We start from the raw sequence: 20,054 nt of genomic DNA, 5'->3' as shown, positions 1-20,054 counted from the left end.
TACCTCTGCTGCCTGATCCCGGCCTGGCGACCACTACCGCCGGGTCACTTCCGCGCAATCACGTCGTACACATGCCAGTGCTTGGGGCCCCGGCCGCTGGGACCGTCGTACTCGCGCTCGTCGAGTTGCAGCACGGTGAGTCCACTCACCCATGCCTCCACGTCGTCGCGGGTGTGGAACGTCATCCCCTCCACGGCGGTCTCGCCGGTGGCCCAGGAGTCCCGGTCGCCGAAGAGCTGAGCGGCCAGGATCCCGCCAGGATGCAGCGAGGCGAGGAGGCGTTGCCACACCTCGACCAGATCGTCCTCCCGCAGGAACGGCAGACTCAGGCAGGCCAGCACCAAGTCCACGCGCGGCAGATCGGCTGAGCACAGGTCGGCGCACACGGTGGTGAGGCCTTCACTGAGTTCCGCGTCCTCGGCACGAGTGGTGACCGTATCCACCGCAGTCTGCTCACGGTCGATCGCGGTCACGTGGAACCCCGCGCTCAGCAGGTGAAGGGTCTCGGTGCCGTCGCCGCAGCCCAGGTCCACTGCATGGTGGACATCGCCAGCGCGGCGGGCCGCGGTGGACAGGTGTGCCAGAGCATCACGAAGCAGGGAGCGGGGCGGTCGGTCGGCGGTGCGCCGATAGTAGGCGGCCCAGTCGGCGTCGTCAGTGCTCGGGGAGGTGGCCATGAGAGTCACCGTAGCGGCCGATTGGAAATCACCCTGCCCAGGAGTGATAATCTCTACTCAGAAGTTCCTCGGGTCCGCGGATCCGGGTTCTGCGCGGATGTAGCTTAATGGTAAAGCTTCGGCTTCCCAAGCCGACGACGCGGGTTCGATTCCCGTCATCCGCTCCACCACTCAGGGGTGATGCACACGATGCATCACCCCTGATCACGTTTCGGCCCCTGTGCGCATTGCCGCAGAGAGAGCGCGCCAGTAGCGTGAACGGATGGACTCCTCAGCTCTCGACGACGTCATCCAGCGGGCCGTCTGGCATGGCCTGGCGCTCGACCAGAACAGCGTCGAGATCGTCGACGCGGGCCTCGACTTCCGCGTGGCGCTCGCCCATGATGCGGCGGGAGAGCGCTGGGTCCTCCGGGTGCCGCGCCGGCCGGACGTCCTGCCGCGCATGGACGAGGAGGCCCGCATCCTTGAGTTCGTGCGCCCTCATCTGAGCGTCGCCGTCCCGGCCTGGGAGGTGCACTCCGAGGAGCTGATCGCCTACCGAGCGCTGCCCGGGCACCCGGGGCTGACCCTGCGTGGCGGGGAGCCGCAGTGGCACATGGATGCTGAGTCCCATGAGTTCGCCTCCGCGCTCGGCCGACTCCTGGCCGAGCTGCACAGCATCGACCCCGAGGAGGCCCGCGCCGCTGGGCTGGAGGTCCGCAGCCCGGAGGACTCTCGGGCCCGTTGGCAGGAGGAGATCGACGTCGTCGCCTCCGAGTTCGACGTGGCTTCAGACCTGCTGGCCCGGTGGCGTACCTGGCTCGACGCCGATGAGCTCTGGCCCCAGCGTGCTGTCATGACCCACGGGGAGCTGTACCCGGCGCACATCCTGCTCGGTGAGACCGGGCAGATCACCGGCATCCTGGACTGGACCACCGCCCGGGTGGACGACCCCGGACGGGACTTCTCGTACCAGTTCTCCATCGCCGGGCAGGAGGCGTTCGAGGTCACAGTGGACGCCTACGAGGAGGCCGGTGGCACCGTGTGGCCTCAGCTGGCCGAGCACTGCCATGAGCTGTGGGCCGCGTCCCCGGTGGCCTACGGGATGTTCGCGCTCACCACGGGAGATCCGCAGCACCGGATCGCCGCCGCGGCGCTGCTGAATCCCGAGGCGACGGGGTGAGCATCAGGCTCTGGTGAATCTCAGGGTCCTGACTTCGAAGGGCCGGAGCGTCACGTCCACCGAGCCCTCGGCGTCGACCCCCTGATCGAGGTCGTCCTCGATCAGACTCACGTCGCGGACCGACAGAACCGGTGCGTCCACGAAGACTGTGCCGTCCGCGCGGCGGCCAAGCGCCTCATAGACGCGAACGATCAGATCTCCGGAGCGGTCGTCGGCGAGCTTCACCGAGGAGATCACCACCCCTTCCCCGGTGCATCGGACCAGCGGAGAGACGCCAGAGCGCCCCGAGATCCGTCGACGCGGGAGATTCATCTCGATGCCCGCCTTCGTCGCGTCGGCGACGTCGGCGCCGATCACCATCCCATAGACGTGGGTCTGGACGCCCTGATCCGTCTCCGGATCGGGGAAGCGGGGAGCTCGCAGCAGCGACAGCCGCACTGTGGTCGTGATGTCCGCGTCGTGGACGTCCCGGGTCACGTCGTAGCCGTAGATGGAGTCGTTGACCAGCGCCACGCCGAAGCCCGGTTCCTCCGCCAGGACGAACCGGTGCATGGACGTCTCGAACTTCGCCGCCTCCCAGCTGGTGTTCGTGTGGGTGACCCGGCGCTGGAACCCGTACTGCGTCTCCGCGGCGGTGTGCTCAGCTCGCACATCCAACGGGAACGCGACCTTGAGGAACTTCTCCGTCTCCCGCCAGTCCGTGCTCTGCTCGATGCGGAGCGTCCTGCTTCCGGGCTCCAGGATGAGTCGCTGCACCAACGAGGAGGTGGAGAAGCGACGTTCGACGCTGACGACGGCGGTGCCGTCGTCGGTGACCTCCGCGGCGAAGGAGGAGACGTCGCGCAGCTCCGTGACCCTGTTCCTGTAGAAGCGGTCCACGTCCCAGGCGTCCCACTTGTTGGGGAAGTCTTGGTGGAGCTGCAGCACTCCCGCCTCCTTGCCCGGCGCCACGCTCTCCCGTCCGGTGGCCAGATCGCGGGCTGAACGGATGTGTCCCGCACCGGTGATCGTCACCGCCACCTGGTCGTTGCGCAGTTCCACGGCTCCGTCGTCGAGCTGGGTCAGCTGGACCGGAGTGGCCTGCTGCTGTGGCGCCCCGACAGCCAATGCGGGAAGTCCGGGCTGCTTGAACGGCGTGGAGTTGGCTTCCAGCGGCACGTCTCCCGGGCCCACCAGACTCGCCAGGGAATCAGAGATGAGGGCCTCCGCCCGTTCCTGGATCTGTTCATAGGCCGCCTGCGCCTCGCGATGCACCCATGCGATGGAGGTCCCCGGCAGGATGTCGTGGAACTGATGTAGGAGAGTGAGCTGCCAGAGCTCGTCGAGCTCCGCATAGGGATACTCGGCACCAGTTCGGACAGCGGCGGTGGCCGCCCACAGTTCGGCCTCGATGAGCAGATGCTCGCTGCGCCGGTTGCCCTGCTTGGTCCGATGCTGGGAGGTGAGCGTGGCCCGGTGGATCTCCAGGTACAGCTCTCCGACCCACACCGGGGGATCCGGCAGCTCCTCCTGCGCCCGGTCGAAGAAGTCGTCGGGGTGCTCCCACCGCACGACCGCGCTGCCTTCCAGGCCGCTGAGACGCCGCGAGCGGCCGACCATCTCACGGGTCGTGCCGCCGCCGCCGTCGCCGTAGCCCACCGGCGCGATCGATCCGCTGGCGCGACGCGACTCCCGGAACTGGGAGGTGGCCTTCGCGAGCTCCTCGCCGGAGAGCTGGGCGTTGTAGGTGTCCATGGGCGGGAAGTGGCTCAGGATGCGGGAGCCGTCGATACCCTCCCAGGCGAAGGTGTGGTGCGGGAAGACGTTGACCTGGTTCCAGGAGATCTTCTGGGTGAAGAACCACTCGAATCCGGAACGACGCATCAGCTGGGGGAGGGAGGGCGAGTAGCCGAACGAGTCAGGCAGCCACACTCCTTTGCAGCGGATCCCGAACTCGCGCTCGAAGAATCGCTGACCCTGGGAGAATTGGCGGACGATGGACTCTCCGGTGGGCATGACGACGTCGGACTCCACCCACATGCCCCCCAGGGGAAGGAAGCGTCCCTTCGCGACGGCGGCGCGCACCCGCTGCCAGACGCGCGGGCGGTGCTCCTTGATCCAGGCATACTGCTGCGCCGAGGACATGCCGTAGAGGAAGTCATCGGTGCGATCGATGAGCTCCGCCATCGAGGTGGTCGTCCGGGCGACCTTCCGGATGGTCTCGCGGATCGGCCACAGCCAGGCGGAGTCGATGTGGGCATGCCCGACGGCCGACACAGTATGCGCGCTGGTCTCCGCCGGAGAGGAGAGCGGCTCAACCAGGCAAGTGCGGGCGCCAGCCGCCGTGCCCGGGATGTCCTGCAGGTCCAGGACGTCCAGCGCGTGGTCGAGGCTCTCCAGGATCCTGTGTCGACGCCGGCCCTCCGGCAGCTGTTCGGCGAGTTCGAGCAGGACCTGCACGTCCAGCGCCAGGCCGTGGACCTCCGGTTCGAAGACCGCCAGGTCCATCCGGCGGGTCACATAGAGGGGGTCGGTGCTGGAGGTGCGGATGTCACCGTCCCACGTGGGGACGAAGCCCCGGCTTCCGTGGATCTCCGGGTTGGCTGCGGCTTCGAGGAACAGCTCGATCTTCTCCCCGCCGCGGGCCTCGTCGAGCACTGTGGCGTGCTGACTCTGCGGGTTGAGGGCCTTGAGCGGGGTGCCGTCAGGCCGATGGACCAGAGCTTCGCACTGGAAGCCTGTGCGTGAGGTGTCGAAGCCCAGGTCCACTGCGATCTCCACCTGGCGGCCGGCCCAGTCTTTCGGGACGGTGGCGCGGACGCGGAACCAGGTGGTCCCCCAGGCCGGCCCCCAGGGGGTGCCCACCGTGTACGGGCTGAACTCCAGGCGCAGTCCCTCCTCCGGAGGGATCGGCTCGCCAGGAAGTTCGTGGGCGGCAACCTCCAGTGGACGCGAGGCGGAGTGGACGGCGGGGATGATGCGTTCTCGCAGGACGCGCGAGGCCCGGCCGAGGGTGAGTGCGGTGTCGTCGTGCATGAGGGAGACCGTCCTGACGGAGAGAGCAAAGCATGACAGCGCTGTCTGGCCGATACAATCAGAGGTCACGAATGTTGTCAACGTCACATCGTCGGATGGTGAGGGGGTGGGTCATGGGGCGCCGGGTCACCCTCCAGGATGTCGCCACGGCCGCAGGGGTGAGTCTGAAGACGGCCTCCCGGGTGGTCAATGGCGAGCGATACGTGGCCGAGGCCACGGCGCTGAAGGTGCGGGCGGCTGTCCGTGAGCTGGGGTTCCGTCCGCATCAGGCGGCACGAAGTCTGGCTAGGGGGCGTCGGCTGCCGATGGCCGGTCTGCTGGTGACGACGCTCGAGAACCCCCACGTCGTCGCGCTGGCCCATGGAGTGGAGCAGGTGCTGCGGGCCGCGGGCCACTCGCTGATCATCGCGTCCACGGATGAGGATGCCGAGCAGGAGCGGCAGCTGCTCGAGAACTTCCAGGACCGCGGCGTGGACAGTGTGGTCATCGTCCCCTCGGGGGACGACCACCGGCACCTCGTCGCGGCTTCAGGGCGGCTGTCCATGGTCCTGGCCCATCGTGTCATCGAGGGTCTCGAGGCGGACTCCGTGGCCCCGGACGACTGGGGCGCGACGCGTACCGCTGTCAAGGCGCTGCTGCATCAGGGGCATGCGAGGGTCGCCTTCATCGGCGACCTGGAGTACATCTACAACATTCGGCGCCGCGTCGCGGGGTACCGTCAGGCCCATCGGGAGCTCGGTGTTCCGGTCGATGAGCTGCTCCTGCGCTTCGGGGTGCGCACGGCGGCGGAGTCCCGTCGTGCCATGGCGGAGATGCTCGACTCTCCGGCTCCGCCCACAGCCGTCTTCGCCTCCAACAATCTCCTGACGTTGGGAGTGTTGGAGGAGCTTCACGGCCAGGGTGAGACCCTCGCCGTCGTCGGCTTCGACGATCTTCCCGAGGCGCGCTACTTCGACCTGCCGGTCACGCTGCTGGCCTATGACAAAGCCGGAGTCGGGCGGACTGCGGCCCGCCTGCTGCTGGAGCGTGCGGCCGCTGAGGATCCCGCCCCCCGGCATGTCACGATGCCGGTCGAAGCACGGCAGGTCGAGTTCTGACACCTCTTGACATGACAGCGCTGTCCTGTGATTCTGGCTCCACTTGTGACGCAGGGCACATCACCGGATGCCGGTGGGGAGGGCGGCAAGGATGCACGTCGGGCAGCAGACAGGGTCAGAGGTCGGCCGTCGGTCGTTCCTGAGATTCGTCGGAGGCGTCGGGATGGTCCTGCCGCTGACCGCGCTGACCGGCTGCGGGGGATCAGCATCCGCGGACGGGCACGTCATCCGTATCGCCTATCAGCAGTTCGGCTCGGGGACCCTGTGGGAGGACTGGATCAACAGGGCGGCCGAGCGCCACACCAGCCGACACCCTGACCATACGGTCGAACTGGTGCCCATCGTCGCGGCGGAGAACGACTACTACACCAAGAACGAGCTGCTGATGTCCTCACCGCGGACATCGCCGGACATCTCCTACGCGGACACTTTCATCCTGCTCTCCGACGTCGGCGCCGGCTACCTCCAGCCCATCGACGATTTTGTGGCTGGCTGGGAGGGGTGGCAGCAGATCGCCGAGGCGTCTCGAGAGGCCGTCACGGCAGAGGACGGGTCCACCTATGCGATTCCCACCCATACCGACACCCGAGCGATCTGGTTCAACAAAGAGGTCTTCGCCCGAGCCGGACTCCCGGAGGACTGGGCGCCTCAGAACTGGGAGGAGATCCTCGAGGCGGCGCGCATCCTGAAGTCCGCGCTTCCCGACGTCTCGCCTCTGGTGATCTACTCCGGCAAGTCACAGGGCGAGAAGGCCTCCATGCAGGGCTTCGAGATGCTTCTCTACGGCACCGGCTCCACCCTGTACGACGAGGACAGCCACCGCTGGGTGATCGGCTCCGCGGGATTCCGGGACTCCCTCCAGATGCTCGAGACCGTCTTCGCGGAGGACCTCACCCTCAGCCTCGCCCAGAACCTGGACCCCAATATCAGCGAGACGATCTACTCCCGGCTGCTGCCTCAGGGGGAGCTCGGAATGGTCATCGACGGTTCCTGGGTGTCACAGAACTGGGTGGAGGGCGGGACCAGCCCGTGGCCCGAGTGGACCGAGACCATGGGTCTGGCGCGCATGCCGACGCAGAACGGCCAGGACCCGGGCTATGTGACGCTCAGCGGGGGCTGGTGTCTCACGCTCCCCCAGTACGCCGACGACCCGGCGACAGCCTTCTCCTTCATGGAGACACTCTGCGAGAAGGACATCATGGTCGACTTCACGATCGCCAACAGCTACATCACCGTGCGCGATGACGTCGCCGCCGACGAGCGGTATCAGGACTATTCGCCGACCGCGGAGTTCTTCACCTCGTTGCTCGACGGCGCCCACTACCGTCCGGCTCTGCCGGCCTATCCCGAGGTGTCCAACGCGATCCAGGAGGCCATGGAGGCAGTGATGACCCGTTCCCAGACGCCCGACCAGGCGGCGGCCGCCTACGACTCCGCCGTGACCGACATCGTCGGCTCAGAGAACGTCCAGGACGAGTCCGCATGAGCGCCCCCGCCGCCACCATCGAGACCCGGAGTCCCGACACCGTCGATCGGCAGGAGGAGAGGCCGCGGCAGAACCGGACCATCGGTGATCGCCTCACCGCGCGTCGAGCCGTCCCGATGGTCCCTGCGCTCGGCCTGCTGCTGCTGTTCATGGCCGGCCCGATCCTCTACTCCCTGTGGCTGGCCTTCACCGACTCGGCCATACGGGGCGAGGGGGCGGCCGAGACCTCCTTCGTCGGGTTCGAGAACTTCATGCAGGCATTCTCCGACGAGCAGTTCTGGAACTCCGTCGGACTGACGCTGGTGTTCACCGTGGTGTCCGCCGTGATCGGGCAGAACCTGCTGGGCCTGCTGCTCGCCCTGCTGATGGAGAAGGCGCACCGGGTGGTGACGTTCGTCGTCACCGCGATCGTGATCGCGGCGTGGATCCTCCCGGAAGTCGTCGCCGGCTACCTGCTCTACACGTTCTTCGCCGATGAGGGCAGCCTCAATACGATCCTCGAGACGGTCGGCCTGCCCCCGCAGGACCTGCTGTTCAGCCTGCCGATCCTGGCCGTGGCCTTCGCGAACATCTGGCGTGGCACGGCATTCTCGATGCTGGTCTACTCCGCGGCTCTGGGCAGCATCTCCGCCGAGATCCAGGAGTCTGCCTCCGTGGACGGAGCGGGACCGCTGCGTCGCCTCTGGTCCGTCACGCTGCCGCTGCTGCGGCCCGCTGTCGCGACCAACCTCATGCTCATCACGTTGCAGACGCTGTCGGTGTTCGGCCTGATCTTCATCATGACCGGTGGAGGACCAGCCCAACAGAGCCAGACCCTGCCGCTGTACATGTACGAGCAGGCCTTCTCCTACGGCCAGCTCGGCTACGGGACCGCGGTGGCCCTCCTGCTCCTGATGATCGGGGCGATCGCTTCGATCCTGTATCTGCGGCTGCTTCCCGAGGAGGACAAACGATGACCACCACCGCGCGGCATGACGTGCCGGTCTCCCGGGCTGGGCGAGGTCGGCGAGCACGGACCGCCGAGGCCGTGTCCACGGTGGTCATGATCTTCCTGGGCGCCGTCTTCCTCATCCCGCTGCTCTGGGTGGTGCTGGCGGCCTTCAACACCGATGCCTCGCTGGCGGTGGCCTGGCCGGAGACCTGGAGCCTGGGCAACTTCTCGGCCATCTGGAACGCCGAGACCACCTTCCGACCGATCGCGAACTCGCTCATCCTCTGCGGCGGGGCGACGCTCGTGACGATGACGGCGGCGGTGCTGTGCGCCTACCCGATCTCTCGGTACCGGTTCCGGGGAAAGCGGCCCCTGCTGCTGACGATCATCTTCTCCACCGGGCTACCCATCACCGCGATCATGATTCCCGTCTACTCGCTCTTCGTGCAGATCAACCTCATCGACTCGATGGCCGGGGCGATCCTGTTCCTGGGCGCCTCGTCGCTGCCCTATGCCATCTTTCTGACCAAGGGCTTCATGGACTCAGTGCCGCTCGAGATCGAAGAAAGCGCGTGGACGGAAGGGGCCGGCGTCTATCGGACCCTGTGGGCTGTGGTGATGCCCCTGATGCGTTCAGGGCTCGGAGTGGCCACGCTGTTCACCTTCGTGATGATGTGGGGAAACTTCTTCGTCCCGTTCATGCTGCTGCTCAGTCCGGACAACCTGCCGGCAGCGGTCACCCTCTACACCTTCTCCTCCCAGTACGGCCAGGTCGCCTATGGGCAGCTGGCCGCGTTCTCGCTGTTCTACTCCCTGCCGGTCATCGTGCTGTATCTGTTCGTGGGGAGGAGCCTCGGCACCGGATTCATCGCTGCGGGCGGCGTGAAGGGCTGACCCCCTAGAATGGAACCGGAATTCCGTGGGAGCCCGGGCAGGCCGGGCTGAGAGGGCGAAGCCGCCGACCACTCGGACTCGATGCGGGTCATGCCGCCGTGAGGAGGAGATGTGGGCGTCACCGTCGTGGGAGCAGGAGTCGTCGGTCTGCTCTCGGCGTGGGAGCTGCGCCGGCAGGGGCACCGGGTCACGGTGATCGCGCCGGACATCGCCCAGGGCGCCAGCTACGCGGCCGCCGGCATGCTCGCCCCCATCAGCGAGGTGCAGTACGGCCAGGACCGGCTCTACCCCCTCATGACCGCCTCTCGGGCGGAGTATCCAGCTTTCCTGGCCACGCTGGCCGCCGCCGTCGACGCCCCCACCGGGTGGCGGGAGAACGGCACGATCCTGCTGGCCGCCGATCGGTCCGACCGCGACGCTGTCGCCCGGCTGGTGGCCGTCCAGCAGGCCCACGGCATGGAGGTGGAGCCGCTGACCTCCTCGGCGCTGCGGCGTCGCGAGCCGGGCCTCGCGCCCGGGATCTCCAAGGGGTGGGACGTCCCCAGCGACCACCAGGTGGACCCCCGGCTGCTCGCGGACTGTGCGGTGCAGGCCCTGCAGGCGCCGCTGGACGGCGCGCGGTTCCCCGACGCCGGCCCGCCCGCCGATCTCATCCAAGCCCGCGTCACCGCCGTCCACGCCGACGGGCCGGGGCGCACCGGGGTCCGGCTCACCCTCGACGACGGCACCGAGCGCTCCGAGTGCTCCGAACTCACCGACGACAAGATCCTCCTGGTGCCGGGACTCGGCTACGCGGACATCGCCGGACTGCCCGAGCAGACGCCCCTGGATCTGCGGCCCGTCCACGGGGACGTGCTGCGCCTGAAGGTCCGCCCCGGGCAGCTATTGCCCGGGGAGCAGCACATCGTGAGCGCCACGGTCCGGGCCACGGTGGCCGGCCGCAGCGTCTACCTGGTGCCGCGGGCCGACGGCGGGCTCGTCGTCGGGGCCTCCTCCCGGGAAGACAGCCTGCCCGGCACCCACGCCGGCTCCGTGCAGGAGCTGCTCGACGACGCCGTCGCGGTGCTGCCGGGCGTCAAGGAGACGGAGCTGGTGGAGATCACCACCCGGGCCCGGCCGGGCACCCCGGATGACATCCCGTACCTGGGCCGCTGCGAGCAGGCGCCCGACGTCGTCGTCTCCACCGGCTATTCTCGACACGGCATCCTGCTGGCGCCGCTGGCCGCCCGGCTCGCGGCGGCCCTGCTGAGCGACGACGGCGAAGCGGCCCTGAGCGAGGAGGACCGCCGGATGCTGGCCCATATGAGCCCCACCCGCTCGCTGACCGCACCACAGATGACCCCCACAGGATTGTGAGAGACATGCTCACCGTGACCATCAACGAGGAAGACGTGAAGTTCGACGACGGCGCCACCGTCGTCGACGCCGTCGCCCACACCACCGGGCGTCAGCTGAACCCGGACGGCACCCCCGCCGACGGCGGCCGGCTGGGCGTGGCGGTGGCCATCAACGCCGCCGTGGTCCCGCGCAGCGCCTGGGCGTCCACCACGCTGAGCCACGGCGAGGAGCTCGAGATCGTCACCGCAGTGCAGGGCGGGTGAACGCATGACCGCACAGACCGCACAGACTGCGCCGACCACCCCGCCGCCCCTGCAGGTGGGCGACTACACCCTGGCCAACCGGCTCATCATGGGCACCGGCGGCATCACCGACCTGGAGGCCCTGGAGCGCGCGCTCATCGCCTCCGGCACCACGCTGACCACGGTGGCGATGCGCCGCTACAGCCCAGAGACCAAGACCAGCGTGTTCGCCATGCTGGAGCGCCTCGGCATCGACGTGCTGCCCAACACGGCCGGCTGCTACACCGTGAAGGACGCCGTGCTCACCGCCGAGCTGGCCCGTGAGGCCCTGGAGACGAACCTCATCAAGATCGAGGTCATCGCCGACGAGCACACTCTCCTGCCCGATGTCATCGAGACCTTGGAGGCCACCGAGCAGCTCGCCGACCGGGGCTTCATTCCCATGGTCTACACCACCGACGACCCGGCGGCCGCGGTGCGCCTGGAGCAGGCCGGGGCCGCCGCCGTCATGCCGCTGGGAGCCCCCATCGGCACCGGCCTGGGGATCCTGAACCCGCACAACATCGAGCTCATTGCCTCCCGGGCGAACGTGCCGGTGGTGCTCGACGCCGGCGTCGGGGCCGCCTCCGAGGCCGCACTGGCCCTGGAGCTCGGCTGCGACGCCGTGCTGGTCGCCTCCGCGGTCACCCGCGCGCAGAAGCCCTATGACATGGCCCGCGCGATGCGGCTGGCCGTGGAGTCCGGGTGGCTCTCCGCCGGGGCGGGGCGCATCCCGCGCCGTCGTCACGCCCTGGCCTCCTCCGCGATGGAAGGAAGGATCGGCACCGTTGACTGAGACACGCCGGACCCAGATCAGCGACCTCTCCCGCACCCAGCTGGAACGCTTCCAGCGGCACCTCTCGCTGACCGGCTTCGGTCCGGAGGCGCAGCTGCGGCTGCTCGACTCCCGGGTGCTGGTGATCGGCGCCGGAGGGCTCGGGGCGCCGATCCTCACCTACCTGGCCGCCGCCGGGGTGGGGACCATCGACATCGTCGACCATGACGTGGTCGACCGCTCCAACCTGCACCGGCAGGTGCTGCACTCGGAGGCCACCATCGGCCGGCCCAAGACCGAATCCGCCGCGGCGGTGATGCGCGGGCTGCACCCGGAGGTCACCGTCCACGAGCACCGCGAGCCCATCGGGCCGGACAACGCCCTGGCGCTGGTGGAGACCGCGGACATCGTGGTGGACGGCTCCGACAACTTCGCCACCCGCTACGTGGTCTCCGATGCCTGCGAGATCGCCGGGAAGCCGCTGGTCTCCGGCTCCATCCTGCGCTTCGCCGGGCAGGTCAGCCTGTTCTGGTCCGCTCCGGATGAGGCACACTGGCGGGCCGAATGGGACCAGGCCGGGCGCGGCCCCACCTACCGGGACCTCTACCCGGAGGCCCCCGACGCCGGGGAGGTCCCCACCTGCGCGGAGGCCGGGGTGCTCGGTGTGCTGCCCGGAGTCATCGGCACGCTCATGGCCACCGAGACGATCAAGTTCCTCGCCGGCGTGGGGGAGACCCTGCTCGGCCGGGTGATGACCTATGACGCGCTGACCGCCTCCTTCCGTGAGGTGCGGCTGCTGCCGGACCCGGACCGGGAACCGGCCACCAGCATCGGCGCCGACGTCGCCGGACTGGGCGGCGGACCGGGTGGCGCCCCGGCCTCCGCAGGAGCCGCCTGCGCGGTGGAGGAGGATCCCGCTCTGCACCCGGTGGAGGGCGAGACCGATCCCTACACCGGGCATCCCTTCGGCCCGGAGGACATCGGGATCCGTGACCTGCAGGCCGCCGTCGAGGCTGGACGCGTGGCCGGCGTGGTAGACGTCCGCGAGCCCTGGGAGTATGCCGCCGGACATGTGGACGGTGCGGTCAACGTGCCGCTGGGGGAGCTGTGGCACGGCTCGCCGGTGCCGGGCCTTGAGGAGGCCAGCGAGGACCGCCCCGTGGTGCTGTACTGCAAGATCGGCGTCCGTTCGCGGCAGGCGCTCGCGGTGCTGCGCCACCGCAATCCCGACGCCGGGCTGCGGAACCTGGTGGGCGGCTATGAGCAGGTCAAGGCTGTGACGGAGGCGCCGAGCCGCTCTCGGTGAGGAAGCCGCGCAGCAGCGAGGCGGTTCCGTCCAGGTGCTCCCGCATGAGCTCTTCGGCGCGTACCGGATCGCCCTGCAGGATGGCGGAGACGATCCCCTGATGCTGTTCCTGGGAGTGGGCGATGTTCGTGTCCAGGAACGGGATGCGGTCCAGCAGTCCGCTGGCGGCGGCGCGGGCCTCGGCCACTGAGGCGGAGAGCATCGCCGAGCCGGAGAGCTCCGCGATCAGGCAGTGCAGGCGGGCATCCAGCGGCCGATACTGGGAAGCCTCGGCGGCTTCCACCGCGTCCAGGGCCTGCACCAGGGCGGAGCGCTGGGCGGTGCTCAGAGTGGCGGAGGCCGCCAGGGCGGCGGCGGCCGGCTCGACGACGCCCCGGAAGGTCAGCACATCGTCGACGGCGGCCGCGTCCTCTGCGCCGAGGGAGGTCGCCGGAGCGGGCAGCTCCTCGGCGACGAACGTTCCCCCGTAGCGGCCCCGTCGTACCGAGAGGTAGCCGGCGGTCTGCAGCTCCGCCAGGGCGTCTCGCAGCGTGCTGCGAGAGACCCCCAGGGATTCGGCCAGCTCGCGCTCCGGCGGCAGCTTATCGCCTGGGGCGAAGGTGCCCAGTCGGATGCCGCGCAGGACTCGGGCGATGGTCTCTTCGAGCACGTTGCCGCGCCGCGCCTGACCCAGCACAGAGCCCAGCACAGGAGTGAGCGAGGCCATGGGCTCCGCGGGGGACGACGCATCCGGCATGCCATCAGCATGCCATATGGCCAGCCTCAAAGGTCTCCTCTCGGTAATTTTGCGAGCGATCTTCTCGCTGACTCTTGACACTCTGCCGTGCGACACCTCACAGTGGTGCTGTTCAAAGGACTGAAAGCAGTCCATTGGGAGAGGGTGTCATGTCGCGAGCACCAGGATCCACGGCCCACGTGGACTACACGCACCTCGGCGAGAGCTACATGAAGCACCGACAGCTGCGTCGAGGGGCGGCCGGATGGATCCTGCTCGCCGGCCTCGGCGTGGCCTATGTGATCTCCGGAGACTTCTCCGGGTGGAACATCGGCCTCTCGGTGGGAGGCTGGGGCGGGCTGCTCATCGCCTTCGTCCTCATGGGGCTGATGTACACATGCATGGTCTTCGGCCTGGCCGAGATGTCCTCCACCATTCCCACCGCCGGTGCCGGATACGGGTTCGCCCGCCGAGCCTTCGGCCCACTCGGCGGCTTCGCCACCGGCATGGCCGTGCTCATCGAGTACGCCGTCGCCCCGGCCGCCATCGCCACCTTCATCGGAGGCTATGTGGAGGCCCTCGGGCTCTTCGGCCTCACCAACTCCTGGCCCATCTACCTGGCCGCCTATCTGCTGTTCATCGGCATCCACCTCTGGGGCGTCGGCGAGGCGCTGAAGGTCATGTTCGGCATCACCTTGATCGCCGTCGTCGCGCTCGCGGCCACTGTGTTCGGCCTGCTGCCCCACGTGGAGCTCAGCAACCTCTTCGACATCGCCGCCGACGGCTCGGCCGGTTCCAGCGCGTTCCTGCCCTTCGGCATCACCGGCGTGATGGGCGCCCTGGTCTTCGGCATCTGGTTCTTCCTGGCCATCGAGGGCGTGCCGCTGGCCGCCGAGGAGACGGCCGACCCCAAGCGCGACCTGCCTCGGGGCATCATCGTGGCCATGATGGTGCTGCTGGTCTTCGGCGCCCTGATGCTGGTCCTCGTCCCCGGGGCCGCCGGCGCCGAGGCCATGGGTGACTCCGAATCGCCGCTGCCCGAGGCGCTGCGTGCCGTCCACGGGGAGGGGTCCTGGCTGGCCACGTTCGTCAACTACGCGGGGCTCGCCGGACTGGTCGCCAGCTTCTTCTCCATCGTCTACGCCTACTCACGGCAGCTCTTCGCCCTCTCCCGGGCCGGGTACCTGCCACGATTCCTCTCCCTGACCTCCGGCCGCCGGACCCCCTGGGTCGCGCTCATCGTCCCGGGCACCATCGGCTTCGTCCTGGCCGCCGCCATCGGCGACGGCGGTCTGCTGATCAACATCGCCGTCTTCGGGGCCGCGGTGTCCTACGTGCTGCTGAATCTGAGCCACATCGTGCTGCGCATCCGGGAGCCGCAGCTGGAGCGCGGCTACCGCACCCCGGGCGGTGTGGTCACCACCTCCATCGCGCTGGTGCTCGCCGTCGTCGCGCTGATTGCCACCTTCGTGGTGGATGTCCGGGCCGCCGGCATCACGGCGGGGGTGTTCCTGCTGGCCCTGGCGTACTTCTGGTTCTACAGCCGCCACCGGCTGGTGGCCGACGCCCCGGAGGAGGAGTTCGCGCTGCTGGAGAAGGAGGAGAGCCAGCTGCACTGAGACCACCGTCCCCCGTCCTGCCCGCCTGCCCGCCCACCACCCGAGGAGCTCCATGAATCCGCTGGACCTCGACCACCTGCCGGCACCGCACAACGAGCGCATGCTCAGTGCATCGCAGCTGGCCCACGAGATCACCACAGGACAGATCGACTCCGTCATCCTCGCCTTCACCGACATGCAGGGCCGCCTCCAGGGCAAGGTCATCCACGGACAGTTCTTCCTGGACTCCGTGCTCGATCACGGAGCCGAGGCCTGCAACTACCTGCTCGCCGTCGACACCGACATGAACACTGTGGACGGCTATTCCCTCACCAGCTGGGAGACCGGCTACGGGGACATGGAGTTCATCCTCGACCACGGCACCATCCGCCGGGTCCCCTACCTGGAGCGCACCGCCATCCTGCAGGTGGACCTTGCCACCACGGACGGCCGCCCGGTGCCGGTCTCCCCGCGATCCCTGCTGAAGGCGCAGCAGGAGAAGGCCGCCGCCCTGGGGCTGACCGCGCTGGCCGGCACGGAGCTGGAGTTCGTGATGTACGAGGACTCCTATGAGGACGCCTCGGCGCGGGACTATCGGGGCCTGACCCCGGCCAACCAGTACAACGTGGACTACTCCATCCTGGGGTCCATGCGGGTGGAGCCGCTGCTGCGGGACATCCGCAACGCCATGTACCAGGCGGGCATGACGGTGGAATCCGCCAAGGGGGAGTGCAACCTCGGCCAGCATGAGATCGCCTTCAAGTACGACGACGTCGTCACCACCGCGGACAACCACACCTTCTACAAGCTCTCGGCCAAGCACATGGCCTCCCAGCGGGGGCAGTCGATCACCTTCATGGCCAAGCCCAACGCGCGGGAGGGATCCAGCTGCCACATCCACATGTCCCTGCGCGGCCTCGACGGCGGCCTGGCCTTCTGGGACGCCGAGGCCGGGCGGCGCACTCCGCTCTACGACCACTTCATCGCCGGGGTGCTGGCCACCATGCGGGAGATGACGCTGTTCTACGCCCCCAACATCAACTCCTACAAGCGCTTCGCGAAGGGGTCCTTCGCCCCGACCACCATCGGGTGGGGCCTGGACAACCGCACCTGCGCGGTGCGCCTGGTCGGGGAGGGCCTCGCCGCTCGCATGGAGAACCGGGTCCCCGGCGCCGACGCCAACCCCTACCTGGCCATGGCCGCGATGCTCGCCGGAGGTCTGCACGGCGTGGAGCAGAAGCTCGCGCTGCCCGAGGCCATCGAGGGCAACGCCTATGACGCCGACGCCGACCAGGTCCCCTCCACCATGGCCGAGGCCCGTGACCTGTTCGCCGGGTCCCCGGTGGTCCGGGAGCTCTTCGGCGAGGAGGTCGTCACCCACTACACCCACTACGCCGACGTCGAGCTGGAGCAGTTCCAGGCGGCGGTCACCGACTGGGAGGTGAGGCGTGGCTTCGAACGGCACTGAGAGGCCTGCGGGCCTGGGGCCCGGGGCGGACCGTCCACGCATCGGGCTGACCACCTACTGGCAGCAGGGACGATGGGGGGTCTGGGAGGACACCGCGGCCATCGTGCCCGGCAACTACGTGCGCCGGGTCGTGGAGGCCGGCGGAACCCCGTTGCTGCTGCCGCCGGTGGGCACCGACGTCGGCGTCCTCGACGTCCTCGACGGGCTGATCGTCATCGGCGGCACCGATGTGGACCCGGCCCACTACGGGCGTCCGCCCCATCCGACCACGGTCGCCCAACCGGACCGCGACGAGCACGACCTCACCCTCACCCGGGCCGCCCTGGAGCGAGGGCTGCCGCTGTTCGCGATCTGCCGGGGACTGCAGGTGCTCAATGTGGCCCTCGGCGGCACCCTGCACCAGCACCTGCCGGACCTCGTTCCGGAGGCCGGGCCGCAGTACCAGCCGGCGCCGGGCCAGTACGGAGAGGTCGAGTTCCAAGTGGAGCCCGGCTCCCTGGCCGCCGAACTGCTCGGAGGGGCCGCGAGCTCGCCGTGCTATCACCACCAGAGCGTCGACCAGCTCGGCGGGGGCCTGCGGGTCACCGGCCGGGCCGCCGACGGGACCGTGGAGATCGTGGAGATGCCACAGGCCCCCGGCTGGGTGCTCGGCGTCCAGTTCCACCCGGAGGAGAACCCGCAGGACCTCCGACTCTTCGAAGGATTCATCGACGCCGTGCGCCAGGAGGCCGCCGTATGACCGTCCATGCTGTGATCAATCCCGCCACCGGTGAGGTGGTGACCGAGATCGAGCTCGCCGAGCAGGAGCAGACCGACGCCGCCATCGCCGCCGCGGCCGCGGCCTACCCCGCCTGGCGGGACGTCGCCCCGGCGGACCGGGCTCGGCTGCTGCGCCGCTTCGCGCGGCTCGTCGACGACGACCTCGAGAACCTGGCCGCCCTGGAGGTCGCCAACAGCGGGCACACCCTCACCAACGCCCGGTGGGAGGCCGGCAACGTCCGGGACGTGCTGGAGTACTACGCGGCCGCCCCGGAGCGGAACTTCGGACGCCAGATCCCCGTCGCCGGCGGGGTGGACATCACCTTCCGGGAGCCGCTGGGCGTGGTGGGGGTCATCGTGCCCTGGAACTTCCCCATGCCGATCGCCGGCTGGGGTCTCGCCCCCGCCCTGGCGGCCGGGAACACCGTGGTCCTCAAGCCCGCCGAGCTGACGCCGCTGACCGCGATCCGGCTCGGCGAGCTCGCCCTGGAGGCGGGCATCCCGGAGGGGGTGCTCACCGTGCTGCCGGGTCGGGGCGCCGTCGTCGGGGAGCGCTTCGTGACCCACCCGCAGGTGAAGAAGGTGGTGTTCACCGGCTCCACCACGGTGGGGAAGCGGATCATGGCCGGCTGCGCCGAACAGCTGACCCGGGTGACCCTGGAGCTGGGCGGCAAGAGCGCGAACATCGTCTTCGCCGACGCCGACGTCGCGGAGGCGGCCGCCCGCGCACCGGGCGGGGTCTTCGACAATGCAGGCCAGGACTGCTGCGCCCGCTCCAGGATCCTGGTGCAGCGCCGCGTGCTGGACCGGTTCCTGGAGCTGCTGGAGCCTGCGGTCCGCGAGGTCCGGGTGGGGGATCCCCGCCGCGAGGACACGGTGATGGGCCCGCTCATCTCGGCGGCGCACCGGGACCGGGTGGCCGGGTTCCTGCAGAACCCCGACGGCTCTGCCCGTGCTGACCTCCTCGTCCAGGGCGAGGCGCCGACCGGCCCGGGCCACTGGTTCCCGCCCACGGTGGTGATGCCCCGGGACCCACACGACCGTCTGCTCACCGAGGAGGTCTTCGGCCCGGTGGTCGCCGTCGTGCCTTTCGAGGACGAGGCCGATGCGATCCGCATCGCCAACGACTCCGACTACGGACTCTCCGGCTCCATCTGGACCCGCGACGTCGGCAGCGCCCTGCGGGTGTCCCGGGCGGTGGAGGCCGGAAACCTCTCGGTGAACTCCCATGCCTCGGTGCGGTACTCCACCCCCTTCGGAGGGTTCAAGGCCTCCGGGATCGGCCGTGAGCTCGGCCCGGACGCCCTGGAGTCCTTCACTGAGGTGAAGAACGTCTTCATCGCGACAGAGGAGCAGTCATGACACAGACGCAGAAGCAGGCCCCCTACGGTGGGCTGGTCACCAACAGGCTCGCGGGCCGGGTCGCCACCGTCACCGGCGGGGCCTCCGGCATCGGGCTCGCCACGGTGCGGCGCCTGGCCCATGAAGGGGCGACCGTCGTCATCGCCGACGTCTGCGATCCGGCTCAGGGCGAGCAGATCGCCGACGAGGTGGGCGGGCTGTTCCTGCCCACCGACGTCACCGACGAACAGCAGGTCGCCGCGCTGTTCGCGACGGCGCAGGAACGCTTCGGGGCTGTGGACATCGCCTTCAACAATGTGGGCATCTCACCGCCGGAGGACGGCTCCATCCTAGAGACCGGCATCGACGCCTGGCGCAAGGTCCAGGAGGTCAACCTGACCAGCATCTTCCACTGCTGCAAGCAGGTGATCCCCCATATGCAGGCCCAGGGGAGGGGATCGATCATCAACACCGCCTCCTTCGTGGCGGTGATGGGGGCGGCCACCAGTCAGATCAGCTACTCGGCCTCCAAAGGCGGGGTGCTCTCCATGAGCCGGGAGCTGGGCGTGGAGTTCGCCCGGCAGGGTATCCGCGTCAACGCGCTGTGCCCCGGCCCGGTGAACACCCCGCTGCTGCAGAAGCTCTTCGCCGAGGACCCGGAGCGGGCGGCCCGCCGGCTGGTGCATGTGCCCGTGGGGCGCTTCGCCGAGCCGGAGGAGCTGGCGGCCGCCGTCGCCTTCCTGGCCTCCGACGACGCCTCCTTCATCACCGCCAGCGAATTCCTCGTCGACGGAGGGATCTCAGGGGCCTATGTGACGCCGCTGTGATCCGGTACAGTCAGTTCGAAGGGGGAACTGATGAGTGCTGATGCTGAGAACGTGATGCCGCGCCGCTTCGCCGCGATCGCCGCCGCCCTGGGCCTGACCGCCGTGTTCGGCGGGTCTGCCGCCGTCGTCTCCCAGCAGGAGGGCCCCGATGCCGTGACGGCCTCGCTGAGCCCGGAGAAGCAGGCGTTGCTGGACACCGACGACGATCTCTTCGTCACGGTGGACCTCGCCTCCAGCCAGATCACCGACGTCACCGTCCCGGAGGTCGCCGGTGCTCCCGGGACCCTGAGCGCCCAGGAGCGGGAGCTGCTGAACTCCGGCTCCCCCACGATCGTCACGATGGACGTGGACACCGGGGAGATCGTCTCCGTCCGCGCGGCCTGA

The 20,054-nt window shown here is 69.1% G+C and carries 18 protein-coding genes, 1 tRNA gene and 1 riboswitch; of the genes, 16 read left to right on the top strand and 3 right to left on the bottom strand.

What is annotated here, in order from left to right:
* Positions 1 to 44: 44 nt before the first annotated feature.
* Entirely contained in the window at positions 45 to 677 is a 633-nt protein-coding gene (locus Q7C18_RS11845) for a class I SAM-dependent methyltransferase (RefSeq protein ID WP_311025560.1), read from the bottom strand.
* Positions 678 to 770: 93 nt separating this feature from the next.
* On the opposite strand from Q7C18_RS11845, the gene Q7C18_RS11840 reads away from it, so the two are divergent.
* Both Q7C18_RS11840 and Q7C18_RS11835 read left to right on the top strand, forming a co-directional pair.
* A tRNA-Gly gene (locus tag Q7C18_RS11840) sits at positions 771 to 844 on the top strand.
* Positions 845 to 939: 95 nt separating this feature from the next.
* Positions 940 to 1,839, top strand: coding sequence for a macrolide 2'-phosphotransferase (locus Q7C18_RS11835; RefSeq protein ID WP_311025559.1), 900 nt, complete (start codon positions 940 to 942; stop codon positions 1,837 to 1,839).
* Between the two features lie 3 nt (positions 1,840 to 1,842).
* Here the strand turns inward: Q7C18_RS11835 and Q7C18_RS11830 are convergent, their stop codons facing one another.
* Positions 1,843 to 4,854: a glycoside hydrolase family 38 C-terminal domain-containing protein gene (locus Q7C18_RS11830; RefSeq protein ID WP_311025558.1), complete on the bottom strand. Its 3,012-nt coding sequence runs from the start codon at positions 4,852 to 4,854 to the stop codon at positions 1,843 to 1,845.
* A 113-nt stretch (positions 4,855 to 4,967) separates the two neighbouring features.
* Between Q7C18_RS11830 and Q7C18_RS11825 the strand changes: the two genes are divergently transcribed.
* From Q7C18_RS11825 to moeB, 8 genes are all read left to right on the top strand, one after another.
* The gene (locus Q7C18_RS11825; RefSeq protein WP_311025557.1) at positions 4,968 to 5,951 is read left to right on the top strand and encodes a LacI family DNA-binding transcriptional regulator; all 984 of its coding nucleotides are present in this window, start codon (positions 4,968 to 4,970) and stop codon (positions 5,949 to 5,951) included.
* A 163-nt stretch (positions 5,952 to 6,114) separates the two neighbouring features.
* Positions 6,115 to 7,437 (top strand): extracellular solute-binding protein, encoded by a 1,323-nt coding sequence (locus Q7C18_RS11820; protein ID WP_311025556.1) that lies wholly within the window; start codon positions 6,115 to 6,117, stop codon positions 7,435 to 7,437.
* A complete protein-coding gene (locus Q7C18_RS11815) occupies positions 7,434 to 8,393 on the top strand; it encodes a sugar ABC transporter permease (protein ID WP_311025555.1) in 960 nt (319 codons plus the stop codon). The genes Q7C18_RS11820 and Q7C18_RS11815 overlap by 4 nt, the downstream gene beginning before the upstream one ends.
* Entirely contained in the window at positions 8,390 to 9,262 is an 873-nt protein-coding gene (locus Q7C18_RS11810) for a carbohydrate ABC transporter permease (RefSeq protein WP_311025554.1), read from the top strand. Before Q7C18_RS11815 ends, Q7C18_RS11810 begins: the two co-directional genes overlap by 4 nt.
* Before the next feature lie 15 nt (positions 9,263 to 9,277).
* A riboswitch (TPP riboswitch) is annotated at positions 9,278 to 9,384 on the top strand.
* Positions 9,374 to 10,618 (top strand): glycine oxidase ThiO, encoded by a 1,245-nt coding sequence (gene thiO / locus Q7C18_RS11805; RefSeq protein ID WP_311025553.1) that lies wholly within the window; start codon positions 9,374 to 9,376, stop codon positions 10,616 to 10,618. (Overlaps the previous riboswitch by 11 nt.)
* Before the next feature lie 5 nt (positions 10,619 to 10,623).
* Positions 10,624 to 10,863, top strand: a complete 240-nt coding sequence (gene thiS / locus Q7C18_RS11800) for a sulfur carrier protein ThiS (RefSeq protein ID WP_070161961.1) — start codon at positions 10,624 to 10,626, stop codon at positions 10,861 to 10,863.
* Between the two features lie 4 nt (positions 10,864 to 10,867).
* Positions 10,868 to 11,677, top strand: coding sequence for a thiazole synthase (locus tag Q7C18_RS11795; protein WP_311025552.1), 810 nt, complete (start codon positions 10,868 to 10,870; stop codon positions 11,675 to 11,677).
* On the top strand, positions 11,670 to 12,962 hold the full coding sequence (moeB, locus tag Q7C18_RS11790; RefSeq protein WP_311025551.1) for a molybdopterin-synthase adenylyltransferase MoeB: 1,293 nt from the start codon (positions 11,670 to 11,672) through the stop codon (positions 12,960 to 12,962). The genes Q7C18_RS11795 and moeB overlap by 8 nt, the downstream gene beginning before the upstream one ends.
* On the opposite strand, the gene Q7C18_RS11785 is transcribed toward moeB, so the two are convergent.
* Positions 12,925 to 13,698 (bottom strand): FCD domain-containing protein, encoded by a 774-nt coding sequence (locus Q7C18_RS11785; protein WP_311025550.1) that lies wholly within the window; start codon positions 13,696 to 13,698, stop codon positions 12,925 to 12,927. The genes moeB and Q7C18_RS11785 overlap by 38 nt on opposite strands.
* A 149-nt stretch (positions 13,699 to 13,847) precedes the next feature.
* Between Q7C18_RS11785 and eat the strand changes: the two genes are divergently transcribed.
* From eat to Q7C18_RS11755, 6 genes are read left to right on the top strand one after another with little or no spacing between them, the layout of a single operon-like run.
* Positions 13,848 to 15,296 carry an ethanolamine permease gene (gene eat, locus Q7C18_RS11780; protein ID WP_311025549.1) on the top strand — a complete coding sequence of 483 codons (1,449 nt, stop codon included), beginning with the start codon at positions 13,848 to 13,850 and terminating at the stop codon, positions 15,294 to 15,296.
* A gap of 52 nt (positions 15,297 to 15,348) precedes the next feature.
* Entirely contained in the window at positions 15,349 to 16,743 is a 1,395-nt protein-coding gene (locus Q7C18_RS11775) for a glutamine synthetase family protein (RefSeq protein WP_311025548.1), read from the top strand.
* A complete protein-coding gene (locus Q7C18_RS11770) occupies positions 16,724 to 17,482 on the top strand; it encodes a gamma-glutamyl-gamma-aminobutyrate hydrolase family protein (protein WP_311025547.1) in 759 nt (252 codons plus the stop codon). Before Q7C18_RS11775 ends, Q7C18_RS11770 begins: the two co-directional genes overlap by 20 nt.
* On the top strand, positions 17,479 to 18,864 hold the full coding sequence (locus Q7C18_RS11765; protein ID WP_311025546.1) for an aldehyde dehydrogenase family protein: 1,386 nt from the start codon (positions 17,479 to 17,481) through the stop codon (positions 18,862 to 18,864). The genes Q7C18_RS11770 and Q7C18_RS11765 overlap by 4 nt, the downstream gene beginning before the upstream one ends.
* Positions 18,861 to 19,670, top strand: a complete 810-nt coding sequence (locus tag Q7C18_RS11760; protein WP_311025545.1) for a 3-oxoacyl-ACP reductase — start codon at positions 18,861 to 18,863, stop codon at positions 19,668 to 19,670. The genes Q7C18_RS11765 and Q7C18_RS11760 overlap by 4 nt, the downstream gene beginning before the upstream one ends.
* Positions 19,671 to 19,700: 30 nt before the next feature.
* Positions 19,701 to 20,054 carry a hypothetical protein gene (locus tag Q7C18_RS11755; protein ID WP_139827835.1) on the top strand — a complete coding sequence of 118 codons (354 nt, stop codon included), beginning with the start codon at positions 19,701 to 19,703 and terminating at the stop codon, positions 20,052 to 20,054.

Origin of the sequence: Nesterenkonia sp. CL21 (assembly GCF_031705515.1) — a bacterium.
In the GTDB taxonomy this organism is placed as follows: domain Bacteria; phylum Actinomycetota; class Actinomycetes; order Actinomycetales; family Micrococcaceae; genus Nesterenkonia; species Nesterenkonia aethiopica.
This window is presented reverse-complemented; position numbering and strand designations above follow the sequence as displayed.